Raw genomic sequence first — 18,690 nt, forward strand, 5'->3', positions numbered from 1 at the left:
CGCGGGCAATACCTCGTGCAGCATATCGGCGGATAGAAACACCGCGATCCGGCTGCCGACCGGCGAGATGTCCCGCATGCCCAGGCCCTCTGGATGCAGTCGCAACGCACCGCCGTGCTCAGGCAGCCAGTCCGCGTTCAGATAGACGATGACGGACACCGTGCGGCTATCGTCGTCGCGAAACTGATCGCGGTGTCGCAGATATGAAGCGCCCGGCGCGTAGAACGCAAAGTGGCTTTCGTATTCTTCAAGTCCCAGACACAGCCCACGATTCAACACGATACGCAGCATTTCCATGATCGCGAGATACCGGTCGCAGGCTTCGGATTGGCCCGCTTCCAGCCAGCGAATCTGGTCGCCGCGTACATCGGGCCGGAGCGAACGCGCCGCGCCCTGGCTGACACGCGCCCATGTGAGCGTCCCGGCCGCCGCAAGCGCCGCACATTCCAGCGCGAGCGAGAGCGTCAAGTCTGGCGGAAGAAAGTTGTCCTGTTCGGACCAGCCATGGTCATGAAGGGCATCCAAAATTCGTTGATGCCCTTCATCTGCGGGTGCATCAAAATGCGCCGGCGAGTGTGATCGGTTCACTGCCCGTTCCTTCGAACGAAAGTGCTGGTTGGAAATTCGAACTGTCGTCCGAAGGATATGAGCGAGGTGGGCTTACTCGATGTATGGATGCATCCTGTGTTGCACCCATTGTGGCGTGCGTTCAAGCGCTATGAGTCGCTCCAGTTCCGTGCGCCCGGTTGCGGTAAGCATTGCAATGTCAACGGGTGGACTATACGCGTCCGCACGACCAGAATTGGCCACGAGATAACGCGATGTTCGTTCTGGCTGGCGCACCCAATCGACAAAGCCCAGAATGTGCAGCACATCGAGCACGACCGGATGCCGACCGCGCACGATCTGGCGATGCAGCGCCTGACGTAATCCTTCCAGCACGTCGGCATGCGACACGCGGCGGGCGTCGGAGGCTCGCATCGCGACGCCTACTTCCTAACCTTGTCGAGCTTGTTCACCGCTTCCTTGAACGCCTTCCCAGCAGTGAATTTCACCGTTTTTGCGGCTGCGATTCTGATCTCCTCCCCTGTCCTCGGGTTGCGTCCGGTCCGTGCCGCGCGGGAGCCGGTACTGAAGCTACCAAATCCGACAAGTTGCACAGTGTCGCCCTTAACGAGCGATTTCGTGATGATCTCAAGCAACGCATCGAGCTGCTCGCTGGTGATTACCTTCGTCTGTTCGGTCTTGCCGGCAATCGCGTCGACCAGTTCCTGTTTATTCATGTTTCTCGGTCTCGAAAGGGAGGACTGCTTTCCGGTGGTCTTCCCGACTGCCGACCGTATTTCCGGCCCGGCGCAGGCGGGTGCTACAAGGACGTGCCGTCTCCGATTGAAACGGCACATGACTATACCGCATGGCGATAGCAGGACGGAAAGTGACCCATCGATGTCCGTGAGAATCCTAAATAAACGGAGCCGTTCATGAATCGTTTCTGGCAATGCCCACGCTGCCTGCTATCTGCGGTGGTCGCGGGAAGCGAATCGGCGACCTCGCAAAACACTCGGCTGGCGCCGGCCCGGCGAGGTCTTTATTGATAACTGCGCCAGGCAGAAAATTGCTATCGACCCGGCTCTTGCACTTTGCATTTCAAACCGCCCTGGGATACACGGGCGTCGGGCCAGACAAGTCGCTCTTGCCATACGACGTCAGTCGTGGTTGCCACCGCGCGCACTTCGTAAGCGGATGCTTTCGAGCCAGTACGACTGCCTCTTGTCGACCCTTTCCAGTCATAGGCGCTCACCGCGCCTGAGCGGCAGCTTTGTCGCTACAACGGGCATCTGCGTGGTAACCTTGGCGAGCGAGTGCTCGACCTGATCAAACGGTCAGCGCCTAAGCCATCACGGCGCCGTAAGCGCGAGACAGGTCCAGACGGTCGGCGCACCTTATTCACACCGTGGTTCTGTCCGTGCTACGGCTCAGTTGGCGAGCAATGGACGCTCGGGTTGGGTTAAAGGCACGCAACTCCTCATCGTTTATTTCGCCCTTGCTCTGCTTTTATTTTCCTGCCGCGCGAACGCGATCGAAAAACCGCACCCTCGAAGGGAGTTGGGAGTTCAGCCCCGCTGCGCCCATTGCAGACAGCACGCGGACATCAATCACCAATGCCTGACGGTGGCTCGGGCAGATCAAGAGTCACTTGGTCAGAGTCGACGGATAGAGACCGGCAAGCCGCGCGATCAGGACACCAACGTAAAAGACGCCTGCAAACTCTCCGATCATCACAAGTGAGCGGGCCTGGTTGGTCAAGGGGATAACATCGCCGTAACCGGTGGTCGTGAGCGTCGTGAAGCTAAAAAAGAGTACTTTGAAAAAAGTGCCGGGCTTAGTGAAATCGAGGCGGCCAGGACCGAATGAGCCAGCGCTGGATTTCTCGATCAGGGCGTAGATGAAGGCCCAGACGAAGGCCAGCATGATGTAGCCTGCAAGCGCACCGTGCAGCTTGTCGGCCGTAATTGGCCCGCGCTTGAGAATATAGCGAAGCACTCTGCTAATAGCGACTGCAAGAGACGCGGCATAAGATATCCCGGCAAGGCCCAGAATCGCGATACTCTCAGTCCACAACGCCGCCCCTTTGAAGGCCAACCCCAAGCAACGCCAAGCCCAGTTTGAGGATGAACCCCCGCCGAGTCTGTCTGGTGGCGAAAGCACCCACGAGCAGCACGATTGAAAACAAAATACCGAGCAGCGTGCGAGCGAATATGCCTTCCTCAAGGTAGGGAAACAGGAGGATCAAGCCAAGTAAGAGCAGCAGTAGATAGGTGCAGGGCCCGTGCCCTATTATCATCTGGGCTAAATCCTCGTCGGATTCGGCGTCAACTTGCGGATTTGCCATACCAGTTTTCCCGGAGACCAAACTAACGCTCGCGATCTGACGTTGCACGGTTGAAATTTGACGTAGCTTTAGAAGAATGAGCAACTAGAAATTCTAGTCGCGGATGCCGGTGAGAGGATCCTGCCATAGCGAGCATCTGCCAATGGCTGGATGTTCCGGGGTTGAACTCAACGAGCATGAAGCGACGAACGTATTTATCGTGGGAATGGCCGTTACTTGAGCGAATCCGACGTACGGATGTCTGCATTGGAGCGCAGTCAAAGGGCCGTCAATGGCCGAGCGTTGCCTCACACGTCGAGCGTATGAGTCGCGCGCTTCGCGCTACACGAGCGGCAATACGTCTTTGAGGATAGTCTCCCGTCACACAAATCGACCACCGCGTCACGTGATAAAAGCATGGAGCGCGGCGGCCTCTCCTGACTACGCCCCCCCGACGATCGGCTCTGGTCGACCCGACGCGGACAGTCGACTCGCTCCTTTTCGGCCATTCACCACTGGTCGTGGCCCGGTGAGGTGCCAACGCCTCCATGGAGGCGAGGCGCGCCGCCTTCGTAGAAGGAAGCAGTCACGGAGAACGGATCGACTCCGGGGGAGGTGTGAGAGTTCTCACGATATTGTGGAGATATAAGCCGCCAGAGCGAATCCCATCACATTGACGAGACCGGCCAGTTTCCCTCCATGTTCAAAGGCTTCGGGGATCATCGTGTCGGCCAGCATCACGAGGATGGCGCCCCCGGCAAACATGTTGATGAACGCCCGTGTGGCATTGGAAGCATTCTCGAGCAAGGTAAAACCCGCCAGTGATGCAATACCACAGACCACAGCTATGAGCAGCCATAAGCGCATGATGCGAAAACGGCTCCAGCCGCCGGCGCCCAGACCTGTGGTTGCCGCGATCGCTTCAGGCACATTTGAAATGAAAACGGCGATTAGCATGGCCAGGCCAACAGTGTGTCCGCCCAGCAGACTGAGTCCGATGACGATGGACTCCGGGACGCCGTCGATCACGATTCCCAGTGTGATCGGCAAGGCGAGTTCATTTTCATGTGCCGCCCGGATAGATTTTCGATCCTCCCCGCCCATGTGACTGATGATCAAATCTGCGGCAAAGAAAACGATTGCCCCGGCGAATAATCCCAGGACCGCCATGCCACTTCCGTGGGACAGTTCCACGGACTCATGGGCAAGTTCAAAAGCCACAGCGGATATCAACACTCCGGAACCGAAAGCCATGATCAAGCCCAGCATCTTGTTGCTGATCCTGAACCAGAACGTAAACAATGCGCCTAGGAACAATGAAGAGGCTGCAAGCATTCCCCATAAGAATGCACTGGTCATATTTCCTCCAACTGCCGCCGTTCGCCGTCTACCTTCGCCGGCGCGACGTCATTGATGGTCGAGATTTTGCCGCTGGCCTTAAGTTGGCACGATGAAATCATCTCCCCGGAAGGGCCGCTCGGCGTTCCTGCCTAGTCCTCGACCATCACCTGGATCCGGCCCTCTCTGATTGCGCTGAGGAAGGCCCGATAGTCGCTTCGGTTCTGGGACGCATACTCCGTCGCAAACTCGCCGACCGCGTCGTCGAAGGTCTGTCCGGAGCCCATGTACCCGGCGATCATCGCAGCATCGCCGGAGCGGGCATGCGCGCGAGCCAAGGCATGCGCGCACATCCGCGCATATTGCCGTAACAAGCCTGTATCCCAGTCCTCAATGACCGCAGACAACTTCATGTCGCGAAGCTGGCGGAGATAGAATTCGCGGCCGTTCACGCCTCGGGTCCATCCGAGGAACACATCGCTCGCCGACTGCATGAGGCGCTGACCCACGATGACACGCTGGCCATGATTGGGGTGCAGGCTCTTGCCCGCATACGGCTCGAGCACCGAAGCCTTCGCCTCCTTCACTTGCAGGAACAGCGGATCGTCGTCCGCCGCCATGAACAGGCCCACGGCGCACATCGTACCAACGCTTCCCACGCCGACGACCTTGAGGGCCAGGTCGACATAGTGGAAGCGGTCGAACAGTATCCGGACGTGCTCGGGCAAGCTCTCCCGATACGAGGCAATGGCTTCCCTGTAGCCTGTCTCAAGACCGGGAGCCTGTTCTTCCGTCGGATGGAAGATCAGGGGGGGCTCATCCTTGATCCTGGGCTTGACTCCTCCCTCGGAGACAAGCTTCGGATACAGATGGTCAGGCACCGACTTGCGCCGCTCGACTTCGAGCCGCTCCGCCAACCGCTTGCGCGTCGCTGCCACGACAGCCGGATCGCCCGTCCGATCTTCATATTTTTGCAGGTCGATCTTGTTGTACCAGACATCAAGGGCTCGCATCCCGGCGAAATTGACCATCCGTTCGCGGTATTCGCGCACGAGATCCGTGGCCACGCGTCCCGCGTCGCTGTGGGGCAGCTCCAGATGTTGCGCCGCAACGACCACGCTGGCCGCAAGCCGCTTGAGGTCCCACTCAAAAGGGGCCGGCAGCGTCTCGTCGAGATCGTTGACGTCGAAGATCACGTTGCGCTCGGGCGTCGCGAAGCCGCCGAAGTTCATCAGGTGCGCATCGCCGCACGCCTGCACCCGGAGCCCGCTCGTTGGTGTCCCGGCAAGATCGGCTGCCATGAGTGCGGCCGCACCGCGATAAAACGCGAAAGGCGAAGCAGCCATGCGCCCGAAGCGGATCGGGGTCAGGCTCAGGATACGGCCCTCATTGGATTCGATCAGGAGTTCAACCGGATCACGGCGATCCTTGGGCGCCTTCCATCCTGCATGCGATGCACGCGACGCCGTATCGCGCAGTGCCCGCCCTTTGGCGCCGCGCTCATCGGCCGATAAGTAAGGCGTCCCGGTTTGAGGTGCAGCACTCTCGATCTTTCTCTCATCATTCTTGGACATGCGACATTTCCCCTTGTCAGGTTGGCGCTACCTGGATCTGGAATCCGCTTGATATCGAGATTTATATGAAAGGATAGGAAACAAACGGAGGATCACGTTGATCAAAATCAACGGCATCCTGCGACAGGGCACGGACATGTATGGCGAAAGGCTGTCCTCGGCGTTAGGTTCGTCTATGGGAGACCGGTTTTTTCCAGCTTTCTTGGCCGGAACGGTGCGCCCATCGTTTGCAGCTAGTCGCTGCAGACCGGCGTGACTGACCGTTTGCTGGGCGGAGCCCTCCGAGCGACGCGGCGGGCGCGAATGACGCTTGATGGCCGCGTGCAAAAATGGCTTCAGACTCGCAGTGTTTCGATCGGCAGCACGCGGTCGAGACGAGACTGCAGAACGGTTTTCAAACCCACCCAGTGAGGTAATACACGGCGATAACGAATGCGACGGCCAGCGTCTTGATGAGGGTGATCGCGAAAATCTCCCGATACGACTGACGATGCGTCAGCCCGGTCACCGCCAGCAACGTGATGACGGCGCCGTTGTGCGGCAACGTGTCCATGCCGCCACTCGCCATCGCGACGACGCGATGGAGGACATCTAACGGTAACGGTATATGCGCGGCTTGCGCATTCCTGATCAACAAATCGGATGTCGCGGCAAGCGCGATACTCATACCGCCAGAGGCCGAACCCGTGATGCCTGCCAGCGTGCCCACCGAGACCGCGGCATTGACAAGTGGGTTAGGTATCGTCTTGAGTGCATCGCTTACGACCATGAAACCCGGCAACGCGGCGATTACCGCACCGAAACCATATTCCGACGCCGTATTCATTGCGGCCAACAATGCGCCGCTTGCGGCAGCGCGCGTGCCATCGGCGATAGTGGCGGTGACCCGCCTGAAAGCTGTCAACACCACGAGCGTGATGCCGAGAATCAATGCAGCCTCGACGGCCCAGATCGCAGTCACCGCTTTGATCGACGTCGTAACCTGACCGTGCGCGCCTGGCAACACCTCCGGTGCAACGGTGTATGAGGGTCCATACCAGTGCGGAATCCACTTCGTGAAGCAGTAGTTCGAGACGCCGACCAGGATCAGCGGCATGATCGCCAGCAGCGGGTTGGGCAACATGTTCTCTGCCAGGCGCTCCGGCTCGTTAACGAGCGACGTGCCGTAACCTTCGCCCTTTGCCATCGCGCTCTTTCGACGCCACTCGACATAGATCAATCCGATGACAAGCATGAATACTGAACCGCTCATTCCAAGCAAAGGTGCGGCCCAGCCCGTAGTCTTGAAAAAGGTGGACGGGATGATGTTTTGAATCTGCGGCGTGCCTGGAAGCGCATCCATGGTGAAGCAGAACGCGCCTAGCGCGATAACGCCTGGCATTAACCGCTTCGGAATATTGCTCTGCCGATAGAGTTCTGCAGCGAATGGATAAACCGCAAAAACGACAACGAATACCGACACCCCACCGTAAGTCAGCAACGCGCACACCATGATAATCACGACGTTCGCCCGCGAGCGACCGATATATCGAATCGCCGCAGCAACAATGGCTGCTGCAAATCCCGATATCTCGATCACCTTTCCGAATAGCGCGCCAAGCAGAAACACCGGGAAGTAGAGCTTCACGAAACCAACCATCTTCTCCATGAAGATGCCCGAGAACACCGGCGCGACGGCTGCGGGTTCCGTGAGGAAGACAGCACCGAGCGCTGCGATCGGAGCAAAAAGAATAACGCTGTAGCCGCGATATGCCGCGAGCATGAGAAACGCCAGAGAAAACATAACAATTACCAAGGCCATACCGGTCTCCGAGCTTGACTACTTTTTTCGGTTTCAATTCTCAAACGAAATGTTAAATTTTAGAATTCCTCAACAACTATTTGTTAAATTAATAATTAGGTATGCAAATTTGTAAACATAAAGCATTGCGTTTGGCGATCTGCGTTCCAGGTGTATGCGCTGGAGTCTTGCCGCTTGTGCCGTCCGCAGTCGAAGCGCTCATGCGATATTCGGATCACCGCATCGAAATCCATCTCGGTCGCGAGCAAGTGGTCGAGCGCGTGCTTATTCCGGACATTTATCGCACCGAGCAACTTCGAGTTGGCGCGACGATGTCGTAACCCCTCGCGCGATCGAGCGTCGCGACGCGGTCGCTCCGGTTTCCGAGTACCGCGCTGGCATCGACACGCATGTTCGCGAGCAACACCTCGGCGGCACAGGCACTGTCGATCTTCGTGCCCGTCATGAAATCGAGAAACCGCCATCGATTGCGAAGATCTGGCCTGTCGTCTTCCTCGATTCGTCCGATGCCAGGAACAGGGCGGTCATCGCCACTTCCTCTGGCTCGACGAGGCCGAGCAACTGACGCTCGCTCGTCTTGTTCATCACCTCCGGTTGCGTTTCGATGAGACCGAGCACGCGTCTGGTCGTCGTTACCGCCGGGGCGAGTGCATTGACGCGGATGCGATGGGGCGCGTACTCGACGGCCATCGAACGTGTAAGCGATGCGATGCCGCCCTTAGCGGCCGTATACGCGTCTTTTCCTCGCGTGCCGACGAGTGCAAACACGGAGCAGCTATTGATGACCGAACCTCCACCGCTCTCAAGCATGGCCGCGATTCCATACTTGCACGCTATCCAGGTGCCGAAAAGATCGAGTTTGACCGCTCGCCAGAACTCGTCGGCCGGGCAATCGGTGACGCGTGCGTCGATCCCGCTCGATCCACCTGCGTTGTTATAAAGCACGTCGATCTTGCCGCCGAATTCGACAGCCGACTTGATGGCCTCACGCACGCTATCCTCGTCCGTGACGTCGGTCCGAACGAACTTGGCCTTGCCGCCGTGTCTGAGGATGGCCTCGGAAACAGCTTCACCGCTGTCTGCGTCGAATTCCGCAATGATGACTGCCGCGCCCTCAAGTGCGAACCGCTCGGCGGCGGCCCGTCCAATGCCCGCGCCCGCGCCCGTGATGAACGCCACCTTTCCTGCGAGTCGGCCTTTCGCTTCGATCATTCTGCCTCCGGCGATGTGTGCGACGAGTTCCGTGCGTCGATAGAACTGGCGCAACGTTCGTATGCGTTCAGTTGGTGCCGGAGAGACACATGACTCGCGCATCTGCATTACGCAGTCGTAGCGGCAGGATGTCCTGATAAGCAGTCGATGCATACCATTCTTCCGCGCGTTGGGGGCTTTCGAATTCAAGTACGACGACAGTGGAACCATTCGCTGTTCCTTCCAGCACGTTTTGCGTGCCGCCGCGGATCAGGAACACACCGCCATATGCATCGAGCGTTGCTTGTACCTTGCTGCTGTATTCGTTCCACTCCGGGTTGGCGGAGCGAATATTAACTTCGGCAAAGATGTAGCCTTTGGTCATTTGAAGTTCCTCTGCGTTCGATATGTCGTTCAACGTCGGGTCATGTTGGCTTGCATCCACGAATCCATTACGGCTGGGAAGCGAAGGCCTCGGGCGGGTCGCAGGCTACCGTGCCCATCTTCGCCGGCACGGACACTTCGAGAAGCTCAAGATCTTGCGAGATGGCGATCTCGTTATGCTTGAGGCCGCCCGGAATAAGCAGCGATTCGCCTGCGCTCACGCGAATCTTCCGGCCGTCCTCAATCAGGAGATCGACCCACCCTCGCAACGTGAAGATGAATTGGGACTCGCACAGGTGGTAATGCCATCCGGTCTGCTGCATGTCGCCCGTGGCAATAGTGAGCTGCGCGCGCATGCGCCCGTCCGTGGCATCGGTGACGCCAAGATCGCGATATTTGAAAAATTCGCGGCGCCCCGGCACCAGCGGTGCGGTCTCCGGGGTGGCGTAGGCAAGTTTTGCAATCAACTCGGCGGTATCGCTGGCTGTCGCAGGAGAAGCGGCTTTATCGCTGTCGATTGAATTCATGATTTTCTCCGTTGTGTGAAGCTGTTGGCGGGGTAGGGAAATCTGGCGGCAGGTTATCGTCGTGGTACGCCACGAACCGTTACGCCGCCGCGCGATTCCACGATTTTGAGGATGGACGTGAAGTCGTCGCGTCCCCGGCCCTGTTCGATGGCGACATGCCAGAGGCCTCGCGCTTCGTTCAGCACGGGCACCGGCACGTCGAGTGCTTTCGCTTCGTCAATGGCGAGCTCCACGTCCTTTGCCACGATCGACATGTGCGCACCAAAGTCAAATGCACCGCAGATGGCGAAGCGGGCGAGGATATCCGCGGCCGCGCTGTTCCCGGTGCTCGACCGGATCACCTCGATCATGGCGTCCGCGTCGAGTCCTGCCTTTGCGCCGATGGTAAGCGCCTCGGAAGCCACGGCCATGTTGGCTGCGAGCATGATGTTGTTCACCAGCTTCATTGCCTGGGCCTGGCCGGGCTGTTCGCCGAGTCTGCAGATCTTCTTTGCGATGAGTGTGATCCATGGCATTGCAGTGGCAACGACATCGTCATTGCCGGACAGCATAATGGACAAGGTGCCTGCCCGCGCCGCAGCTGGGCCGCCGCTGACTGGCGCATCGATGGTCGCGATGTTCGAGGCAGCGAGCCGCTTCGTATTCGACAAGACCACGGTCGGCCCCAGCGTGGACATCTCGATGTACGTTTGCACGCTCCTGCCCGCAGCCACGGCATCCTGCCCGAACAGCACGCGTTCGCACACGTCACTGTTCGGCAGACAGGCCATGACAACGGACGCCGCATCCGCCACCGAGCGGGGGCTGGCATGCGCTGTCGCGCCAGCTTCGACGAGCGGTCTGACTGCTTCGGGATTCGGATCGAACACATGCAGGGTCGAGCCAGGATGAATGAGCCGCAGGGCAATCGCAGCGCCCATGTTTCCGAGGCCCAGAAAGCCGAGATGCGTGATATCGCTCACGTTGATAAGTCTCCGTCGTTGATCCGGCGCCGTGCGTGACAGTGCTTTGGCTGCCGGCTCTGTTCAGATGATCAGTTCGATCAGGAATGGGCCGTTCTGCAAAAAGCTCTGCTTCATCAGGTCCGCGCAAGCTTCCAGTGTCGTAGCGCGCGCTGCTTCCACGCCCATGCCATTGGCCAACTTGACCCAGTCGAGATCGGGATTGGTGAGATCGAGCATGCCCATCGCGGTCGGCCCAGGAATGGCGCCCACATTCTGGTATTCTCCTATCAGAATGTTGTATTTCCGGTTGCTGAGAATGATCGTCGTGCAGGGCAGCTTCTCGCGGGCTTGGGTCCACAGGGACTGCAACGAATACATAGCCGAGCCGTCCGCTTGCAGGCTAATCACTCTCCTTGAGCCACTACTCGCCACGGCCGCGCCGGTCGCCACAGGCAGGCCGTCGCCGATGGCGCCGCCTGTCAATTGAAGCCAGTCGTGCGGCGCGGCAGCATGAGTGAGCCGGTAAAAGTCACGCCCGAACGAAATGCTCTCGTCGGACACGATGGCGTTCTCCGGCATCAGCGCGGCCAGCGTCTGTGCGAGGCCTTCCTGGGTTGGTGTACCCCGGCCCGCCTCGGGTCGCGGGCCGGCCTCGGGTATGGTTGCGGGCGGCGCATTCAGCGCTTCCGCGAGCGCCAACAGTGCGGAAACGGGATCCTGATCGACGCGCGACAAGGTGTGAATCTGCGCCGTGCTCGAATATTGAATGGAAGGCTTGCCGGGGTACGCAAAGAACCCGACGGGGGCTTTCGCGTTGACCAGAATGATGTTCTGGAACGGCTCCAGTAGCTTCACGGCCTGATCGGTGTTGTAGGGTAGACGCTCGATCGGCAGGCGTCCACGGCCGCGCGCCACGCGTCCGTTGACATACTCGTACTTCAGCGTCGCGCCCGTCGCGCTCGCGATGCGCCATGCCAGTGCCTGCGCTTGCGGCATTGCGCCATGTCCGCCAAGCAGAATCAGCACGTTCGAGTTGTGCCGCAGGATGCGCGCAGCCGTGTCGACCGCAAACGGATCGACGGCGGGGGCAGCAGGAATGGGCATTGCGCGCGCGGCGACGCCACCCGCGTCCCACGACGTATCGGACGGCAGAATGAGCGTGGCGATCTGTCCAGGCGCTGTGCGCGCCGCCGCCACCGCTGCCGCTGCATCCCTGCCGACATCGGCCGCGTGCCGGCTCGTGCGCACCCAGCGCGAAACGGCACTCGCGAGACCAGCGGTATCGGCGGTGAGCGGTGCATCGAATGGCTGATGATAGGTCGCCTGATCGCCGACAATATTGACGATGCCGCTATTGGCCCGCCGCGCGTTATGCAGATTGGCCCAGCCATTGGCGAGCCCCGGCCCGCAGTGCAGCAGCGTGCTCGCCGGCTTGCGGGCAATGCGGTAGTAACCATCGGCCATGCCGGTCACGATGTTTTCCTGAAGGCCGAGCACGCAACGCAAGCCCGGGATCTGATCCAGTGCCGCAACGAAGTGCATCTCACTGGTTCCAGGATTGGCAAAGCAGGTGTCGATGCCTGACTCCAGCAACGTGGTAACAAGACTCTCAGCGCCATTCATGCTGTACTTTCTCCAATTCAACGATATGCGCCCTGGCTGGCAAAGAGCGCCTGCCCGGTTCGCGATTACAGGCGTGTGGGTCTTTCATACGATCGCGCGGCAGCGCAGTGCCTCGATTTCGCCCGCACGCATCCCGCAGAGCGACGCGAGCACCTCGTCCGTGTGCTGACCGAGCGTCGGTGGCGGCGTGTCGTAGGTCATGGGTGACGCTGACATGCGGATCGGACTGGCTACGCTCGGCACGCTGCCTGACAACGGGTGTGCAATGTCCACCCGCATCTGCCGATGCTTCACCTGTGGATGCTCGAACGCCTGCGCAATGCTGTTAATCGGCCCAGCCGGCACGCTTTTCCGACTGAGCAGCGAGGTCCACTCGCCCACCGTCCGTGTCAGCATGATTTCTTCGAGCATCGGGATGAGCACCTCGCGATGAGCGACGCGTCCAGCGTTGGTCGCGAACCTCGGATCAGCCGCAAGATGAATGCAGTCAGCCGTCTCGCAGAACTTCGCGAACTGACTGTCGTTGCCGACGGCGATCACCATTTGCCCGTCCCTCGCATCGAACACCTGATACGGCACGATGTTCGCGTGCGCATTGCCTTGCCTGCGTGGCGTCGACCCCGAGACCAGGTAGTTCAGATTCATGTTGGCCATCGTTGCGACCTGAACATCGAGCAATCCCATGTCGATGTATTGCCCTTCGCCCGTCTTCTCCCGCTGCGCGATGGCCGCAAGTATCGCGACCGTCGAATACATGCCGGTCATGATGTCCGCGAAGGCGACGCCGACCTTTTGCGGGCCGCCACCTGGACAATCGTCGCGTTCGCCGGTGATGCTCATGAGGCCGCCCATGCCCTGCACGATGAAGTCGTAGCCAGCCATCCCGGCGAGCGGGCCGGTCTGCCCAAAGCCTGTCACCGAGCAATAGACGAGACGAGGGTTGAGTTCCCGAAGGTCCTCGTAACACAGACCATAGCGGGCCATATCACCCACCTTGTAGTTCTCGATGAATATGTCGGCCTGTGCAGCAAGCTGGCGCACAATGGTCTGGCCCTCCGCTCGCGCGATGTTCAGCGTCACAGACTTCTTGCCGCGGTTGGCCGCGAGATAGTAGGCGGCTTCGCCCGTGGGCTCACCTTCGACGTCCTTCAGATAGGGCGGCCCCCAGCTGCGTGTGTCGTCGCCGCTCCCGGGCCGCTCGATCTTGATGACTTCTGCTCCCAGATCCGCGAGCGTCTGACTGGCCCAAGGTCCGGCGAGCACGCGCGACAGATCGAGTACGCGTATCCCGGATAATGCTTTGGACATCTCTTATCTCCTGCTTGAGTCATGTTGATGCATGCTTCGGCGGGTGGCCGATCGGGCAGGTCTTAGGCGTGCGCCCAGCCGGAGACGGCCTTGACCTCGAGAAACTCTTCGATACCCCACACGCCACCCTCACGCGCGCGGCCCGATGCTTTGATCCCGCCGAAAGGCGATCCGGCTGCACGTGGTTTGCCGTTCATTTCGACCATGCCGGAGCGGAGCCGCCCGGCGACGCGATTCCGTTTCTCGCCGTCGGTGGATTGCACGTAATTGGCAAGGCCGTAGGGGGTGTCGTTGGCAATGGCGATGGCTTCATCCTCGCTATCGAACGGTATGATCGACAGCACAGGTCCAAATATCTCCTCGCGGGCAATGGCCATCTGGTTATTCACGTCGGCGAAGACAGTCGGACGAACAAAGTAACCGGCCTCGTGTCCGCGTGGGCGTCCGGGACCGCCCGCCACGAGTCGCGCGCCTTCGTCGATGCCCTTTTCGATCATCTCCCGGACCCTCATAAACTGCGCCTCGGACGCAAGCGGCCCCATGTGTTTGCCCGGCTGATGGGCCGCATCGACGGCTATGCTTTCCGCAATCTCGCGCGCTTCCTCGACCACACGCTGGTAGATCGACCGCTCGACCAGCATGCGCGTGGGTGCGTTGCAGCTTTGTCCCGTGTTCTTGAAGCAATGGAGCACTCCGCGCTTCACTGCGTCTGCATCCGCATCTGCGAAGACAAGATTCGCGCCTTTGCCGCCGAGTTCGAGCGATACACGTTTGAGGCTCTGCGCCGCCGCAATCGAAATGGCGATGCCCGCGCGTGTCGAACCGGTGAAGCTGATCATGTCCACATCCGGATGGGATGAGAGTCGAGCGCCCGCGTGCGCGCCATCGCCGTTGACGAGATTGAAGACACCGCTCGGGAAGCCAGCTTCGTCGACATACTCCGCGAAGAGCAGCGACGACAACGGGGCAATCTCCGAGGGCTTGAGCACCGCCGTACATCCCGCGAGCAACGCGGGCACGACCTTGAGCGTGACCTGGTTCATCGGCCAGTTCCACGGCGTGATGAGGCCCGCCACGCCGATCGGTTCCATCAGGATCCGGTCGTCGGGAGCATGGCCACCCAGCGGGCGCTCGAATCGAAAGTCGTGGAAAGCGTCGATGAAATTCCTGATGTGGAAGGCACCGGCACCGACGTGATCGTTCGTGGCCAGATCGATGGGCGAACCCATTTCCAGGCTGATCATCTTCGCCATCTCGGGCGCGCGGCGCTTGTAGATCGCAAGGAGCTTCTCCACAAGCGCGAGACGCTCGCCCGGCGCGGTGCGCGACCAGTCGGCGAAAGCCCGGCGTGCAGCATCGACCGCACGATCGATGTCAGCTTCATCTGCAGCTGAAATGATTGCGCAGGGCTGTCCGGTCGACGGATCGAGCACAGGGAGCGGGCGTGGTGTAAGCGGCTCGTCCCAGCGACCATCGATATAAAACTCTCTTTTTTCAAGCACGATTTCTCTCAGGCTCGAGGTGCAAAAATCAATGCTCCCCGCACGAAACGCGCACTCTCAGTTGATGCGAAGGGCGGGAAGTCCCATTGGCCGAACGGTAAGCCCGACCAATTGACGTTGCAAATAGGGATAACCCGTTGTCCATAGGATAACGTCAGTAAGGCCCGTCCGCTGGTCGTTTCAGGGTGTTCGCCGCGCTCGAGTTGAACCAAAAAGAAATGCGGAAAATTCCGATTCCGAAAGAAAGCGGTGTGCACACGGTGGAATCGACGCAACGCGCGGGGCATGTCTGCATCGGAGATTCCAGCGTGCCGCGTCTGCGCGTTTGTCGGAGAGAAGACGTTGAGGGCGTCAGCCCGGGAGGGCCGGCCTTTGTCATCCGCCTTGATTTGGCGAAGGGAAAACGCGCAGCGAGAGCATGCGGATGGATTGCTCTCTTTTGGTACGCATGTCTCACGACGGTGACGACGAACCCGCGTTCTCCTCCTGAACTCACGCGGTGCGAGCGGCATGCATATTCATGCGTGCATCTGGAGTCGGCTAGGCCGCTTCGCCGATCGCCGTGGCGGATACTTCGAATCGGGCGCAAAGGGCGGCATTCGACGGGACAACCTGAGGCAAATGGTAGACTTAAGAGCGCCCGAGCATAGTGTTCACCACGTTACCCCTGTGTTTGCCGAAGCCCGTCCGCAACTTAGGCCTCTCCTCTTTTTTCCATTGACCGAGGGGCTCTCCCGGCGAATAGATCGACGATCAGGATCAAGGAAACAACCGCATTGCCCACAACGAAACGACGAGTCACGCAGATCTCGACATCATCCAAGCAGGAATTGTCTGCAACGTCCGCCGAGGGTGGCGGCGGTCGGCGGCGCATCCAGTCGGCGGACAAAGCGACTGACATGCTTCTTGCGCTTGTCGCCGCTGGGAAGGCTGCTCCGTTACGGGAATTGGCGCGCGCAGCAGGCATGCCGAACAGCCTTGCTCACCGTTATCTCGCCAGTCTGACTGCGAGTGGTTTGGCGGTTCAGGACGAGATCACCGGGCTGTATGACCTGGGTCCCGCCGCGCTACGCATAGGAGCGTCCGCGCTCGGACGCCTTGATCCTTTGCGGCTTGCCGGCGAAGCCATGCCGCAATTAGCCGCCGACACTGGTCTACCTACTTTGCTCAATGTACTTGGTGATCGAGGTCCAACCATCGTCCGTTGGGAACGCAGCTATGTTCCTTTCATTACGACCCTGTCTGTCGGATCGACGTTCCAATTGACCAACTCGGCAACAGGGCGCGCGATGCTCGCGTTCATGCCTTCCCAGATACGAGACCATCTGATCGAGCTGGCTGTATCAAAGCATCACGAAAAGCCGCCGCCAGATCTGCTTGATCGTCTGGCAACGGTTCGTCGGCGTGGGTATGACGAAGCGGAGTCCGTGCTCATCCCCGGCCTCGCCGCCATAAGCGCTCCGATTCTTGACGTGCAGGAAGAAGCAGTTGCCTGCCTGACCTTGATTGGCGCGAGCGTCGAAGTGTCTTCGATCAGAGAAATGGCTATCACGCGCCTGGTCGAAGCGAGTTCGCGCGTATCGCAGGCATGCGGAAGCAGGTTCTCGCTGGGGGACAGTGGAGTCGTGGAACTTTGATCCGCCGCATCCAATGTTCATTCGTGACATCAATCAGCGTGCCTCGATTTACTGTTCCCGAAGTCCTTCGAATTGCGTGAGGATTGCACGAGTCGTTCAGGTAAAGCGCCGGCCCAACGGGGAAATAAAACAGAAGCTGCCTCACGAACGAAGACGCACGAATGTGATTACAGCCGAACTGTGCGAATGGAGCGTGCGTCCCGTTCCGGAGCAATGCAGCCATTCGGACGGCGGGTTTGATCGCCTGCTGAACGGCCGTTTGTGGCCGATTTCGGAAGTTCGGCCTCGCTCGTCCGTCGGCTGGACCTGACCTCGCGTCGAATTTCATCAGTTCGTCAATCGTCGAATAGCCCAGAATGTATCCCGCATGCTGCGCCTGCGCTATTGCTCGAGTCAGATCCATCCTGAGGACCGGATCGCCGTCAATCAGCACCGCCAGTTCTTCCACGGCACTCGTACGGGACGCAACGAGGCGGAGCTCGTGCGCTCTTGCGGCGATCTCCAGCCGGTATCGCGTGAGATGCGCTTCGTTGCGTGGAAGCCATTCGCCGAGTCGCTGTCGCTCCGTGAGCGGGTTCTTCGCTCTGTCTGCCATGCATTATCCTTTCTCAGGTTGCCGGCAATGAAAAAACGCGCGCCGCGCCGGCTGGACCATCAGGTATAAAAACGAATCATTTCGCGCGGACCGCTTCAAGGCAATCGTCGGGCTGCTTGCGCCCGTTGCGAATCTGCCCGACGCAAACTGCAACCGCCTCCGCGACATTGACGACCTCTTTCTTCATGTCGTCGTCGCGATCAAGTGTTGCGTGGCTGGTCGCGTACGGCTCGTAGTAGCCGATGAAGCGGTCAAGACGGGACTTCGCACCAGACTCGACGAATCCCATCCAGTCGAGCCAGTCGGTCAGCGCGCGACGCGATCCTTCAATTCCCGCTACGTCGCCGTGAACGACGAGGCCATATGCGCGACCCGCGAGATGCTTGGGATAGTCCCATCCCGCGAGTTCGATCCGCTTGGCTTCGTCCGCTTTCTTGCCGTGCGTGGAGGTCGGGTCGGGATAGGTGCGGCTCGGCATATGGCCTGCCGCCCGCGGCACAGCCGGCGAGCAAAAGCACCAGAGCGGGAAATATTGACCGTGTTCCTGGCGCCCCTCTCATAGTACCTGTCCTTCCCGACGATGGCGGCAGCCGGCCCGGTGGCATGCCGCCGCGCCCGGCATCTCGTGACGATGCCATCTTGCTGCCGGTTGATACCTCGGAGCGTGACATGGCCGAACAGCACAAACCCGGCGAGAAGGATCAGACGTCTGGGATCCTTCGGTTGATCTGCCTTGCGACGCGCAAGCATTGTTCCCGCCCGCTAGTAGCAGCGTAGGTCAGCGAAGCGCGTCGCGAATGCTCACGCGAGGTCCGCACCCGTGCCTCCGCGTCGCTCCCCCGAAAGTCTCTGTGCGACCCGTTGCGAATATTCCAGCCCGGGGTCCCGGTGCCCGAAGCGATCTCACATGAAGCCCGGGTTTCGCGGGAGATAGCGCGTCCAGTCGCCGCAGTCGCGCGTCGACATCAGCACCATCGGAAGTGCGAATCGCATGCCTTGGCTGGCCGCGATCGCCAGTGCATCACTCGTCCCGGGAACGAACACGGAGATCTGCTTTGCATCCCCCGCGACGGCCATTGCCAGTGCCGCCCGGAATGCACCAGGCATCGCATGCGCGCGCATGACCGCCAGGGGACCCACGTGGCCCGTTGCTGCAACGTACGCGTAGCCGACAAGCTCGCCCCCTTCTTCGAGGAAAACACCTTTCATCCTGGGATCGCCCAGCAGGTACCGGTGATGCTTCTCTCGCGAAACACCCAAGCTTGCCACGTCGATCTGCCGCAGCTTCTCGAGATCGACGGCGGCCGTCCGGATGGGCGTCGCGCAAAGCGCGGACCATGCGCCTGAGGCAATGATTCACGTTCGGCGCTGCACAAATGGATGGGCACGCGCGG

18 protein-coding genes and 2 pseudogenes are annotated in these 18,690 nt (G+C 59.9%); 3 read left to right on the plus strand and 17 right to left on the minus strand.

The window, feature by feature from the left end; all coding sequences use genetic code 11:
* The 3 genes from FVF58_RS43930 to FVF58_RS43940 form a co-directional block, all read right to left on the minus strand.
* Window positions 1-588, minus strand: a 588-nt coding sequence (locus tag FVF58_RS43930) for a 2OG-Fe(II) oxygenase (protein WP_149675857.1), incomplete at its 3' end; no start/stop codon positions are given.
* Window positions 589-660: 72 nt separating this feature from the next.
* A complete protein-coding gene (locus FVF58_RS43935; RefSeq protein ID WP_149675858.1) occupies window positions 661-981 on the minus strand; it encodes a hypothetical protein in 321 nt (106 codons plus the stop codon).
* Window positions 982-989: 8 nt separating this feature from the next.
* Window positions 990-1,283: an HU family DNA-binding protein gene (locus FVF58_RS43940; protein ID WP_149675859.1), complete on the minus strand. Its 294-nt coding sequence runs from the start codon at window positions 1,281-1,283 to the stop codon at window positions 990-992.
* Window positions 1,284-1,539: 256 nt separating this feature from the next.
* Between FVF58_RS43940 and FVF58_RS55040 the strand changes: the two are divergent.
* Window positions 1,540-1,647: pseudogene (locus FVF58_RS55040) on the plus strand (IS30 family transposase); the annotation flags it as partial.
* A 546-nt stretch (window positions 1,648-2,193) separates the two neighbouring features.
* Here FVF58_RS55040 and FVF58_RS53655 read toward each other — a convergent pair.
* The 12 genes from FVF58_RS53655 to FVF58_RS43995 all read right to left on the minus strand — a co-directional run bounded on the left by FVF58_RS53655 (window position 2,194) and on the right by FVF58_RS43995 (window position 15,064).
* Window positions 2,194-2,643: an ion channel gene (locus FVF58_RS53655; protein WP_246217486.1), complete on the minus strand. Its 450-nt coding sequence runs from the start codon at window positions 2,641-2,643 to the stop codon at window positions 2,194-2,196.
* On the minus strand, window positions 2,612-2,893 hold the full coding sequence (locus FVF58_RS53660; RefSeq protein ID WP_246217487.1) for a hypothetical protein: 282 nt from the start codon (window positions 2,891-2,893) through the stop codon (window positions 2,612-2,614). Before FVF58_RS53660 ends, FVF58_RS53655 begins: the two co-directional genes overlap by 32 nt.
* A gap of 606 nt (window positions 2,894-3,499) precedes the next feature.
* Window positions 3,500-4,231: a ZIP family metal transporter gene (locus FVF58_RS43950; protein WP_149675860.1), complete on the minus strand. Its 732-nt coding sequence runs from the start codon at window positions 4,229-4,231 to the stop codon at window positions 3,500-3,502.
* Between the two features lie 131 nt (window positions 4,232-4,362).
* The gene (locus FVF58_RS43955; RefSeq protein ID WP_149675861.1) at window positions 4,363-5,784 is read right to left on the minus strand and encodes a DUF2252 domain-containing protein; all 1,422 of its coding nucleotides are present in this window, start codon (window positions 5,782-5,784) and stop codon (window positions 4,363-4,365) included.
* A 394-nt stretch (window positions 5,785-6,178) separates the two neighbouring features.
* On the minus strand, window positions 6,179-7,585 hold the full coding sequence (locus FVF58_RS43960) for a GntP family permease (protein WP_149675862.1): 1,407 nt from the start codon (window positions 7,583-7,585) through the stop codon (window positions 6,179-6,181).
* Between the two features lie 441 nt (window positions 7,586-8,026).
* Window positions 8,027-8,797 (minus strand): SDR family NAD(P)-dependent oxidoreductase, encoded by a 771-nt coding sequence (locus tag FVF58_RS43965; protein WP_149675863.1) that lies wholly within the window; start codon window positions 8,795-8,797, stop codon window positions 8,027-8,029.
* A gap of 67 nt (window positions 8,798-8,864) precedes the next feature.
* Entirely contained in the window at window positions 8,865-9,161 is a 297-nt protein-coding gene (locus FVF58_RS43970) for a DUF1330 domain-containing protein (protein WP_149675864.1), read from the minus strand.
* Window positions 9,162-9,228: 67 nt separating this feature from the next.
* Window positions 9,229-9,687, minus strand: a complete 459-nt coding sequence (locus tag FVF58_RS43975; protein ID WP_149675865.1) for a cupin domain-containing protein — start codon at window positions 9,685-9,687, stop codon at window positions 9,229-9,231.
* A 53-nt stretch (window positions 9,688-9,740) separates the two neighbouring features.
* Window positions 9,741-10,649 (minus strand): NAD(P)-dependent oxidoreductase, encoded by a 909-nt coding sequence (locus FVF58_RS43980; protein WP_149675866.1) that lies wholly within the window; start codon window positions 10,647-10,649, stop codon window positions 9,741-9,743.
* Window positions 10,650-10,712: 63 nt separating this feature from the next.
* The gene (locus tag FVF58_RS43985; RefSeq protein WP_149675867.1) at window positions 10,713-12,254 is read right to left on the minus strand and encodes an acetolactate synthase large subunit; all 1,542 of its coding nucleotides are present in this window, start codon (window positions 12,252-12,254) and stop codon (window positions 10,713-10,715) included.
* Between the two features lie 84 nt (window positions 12,255-12,338).
* A complete protein-coding gene (locus FVF58_RS43990; RefSeq protein WP_149675868.1) occupies window positions 12,339-13,562 on the minus strand; it encodes a CaiB/BaiF CoA transferase family protein in 1,224 nt (407 codons plus the stop codon).
* A gap of 62 nt (window positions 13,563-13,624) precedes the next feature.
* Window positions 13,625-15,064: an aldehyde dehydrogenase family protein gene (locus tag FVF58_RS43995; protein WP_149675869.1), complete on the minus strand. Its 1,440-nt coding sequence runs from the start codon at window positions 15,062-15,064 to the stop codon at window positions 13,625-13,627.
* A 776-nt stretch (window positions 15,065-15,840) separates the two neighbouring features.
* Between FVF58_RS43995 and FVF58_RS44000 the strand changes: the two genes are divergently transcribed.
* A complete protein-coding gene (locus FVF58_RS44000) occupies window positions 15,841-16,701 on the plus strand; it encodes an IclR family transcriptional regulator (RefSeq protein ID WP_149675870.1) in 861 nt (286 codons plus the stop codon).
* Window positions 16,702-17,068: 367 nt separating this feature from the next.
* On the plus strand, window positions 17,069-17,365 hold the full coding sequence (locus FVF58_RS52005) for a hypothetical protein (protein WP_188131140.1): 297 nt from the start codon (window positions 17,069-17,071) through the stop codon (window positions 17,363-17,365).
* A 7-nt stretch (window positions 17,366-17,372) separates the two neighbouring features.
* Here FVF58_RS52005 and FVF58_RS44010 read toward each other — a convergent pair.
* Together FVF58_RS44010 and FVF58_RS53665 are read right to left on the minus strand one after the other, a co-directional pair.
* Window positions 17,373-17,756 (minus strand): annotated as a pseudogene (locus FVF58_RS44010) (NADPH-dependent FMN reductase); the annotation flags it as partial.
* A gap of 443 nt (window positions 17,757-18,199) precedes the next feature.
* Window positions 18,200-18,505 carry a hypothetical protein gene (locus FVF58_RS53665; RefSeq protein WP_246217493.1) on the minus strand — a complete coding sequence of 102 codons (306 nt, stop codon included), beginning with the start codon at window positions 18,503-18,505 and terminating at the stop codon, window positions 18,200-18,202.
* Window positions 18,506-18,690: the final 185 nt, after the last annotated feature.

Source organism: Paraburkholderia panacisoli (assembly GCF_008369935.1).
Taxonomy (GTDB): domain Bacteria; phylum Pseudomonadota; class Gammaproteobacteria; order Burkholderiales; family Burkholderiaceae; genus Paraburkholderia; species Paraburkholderia panacisoli.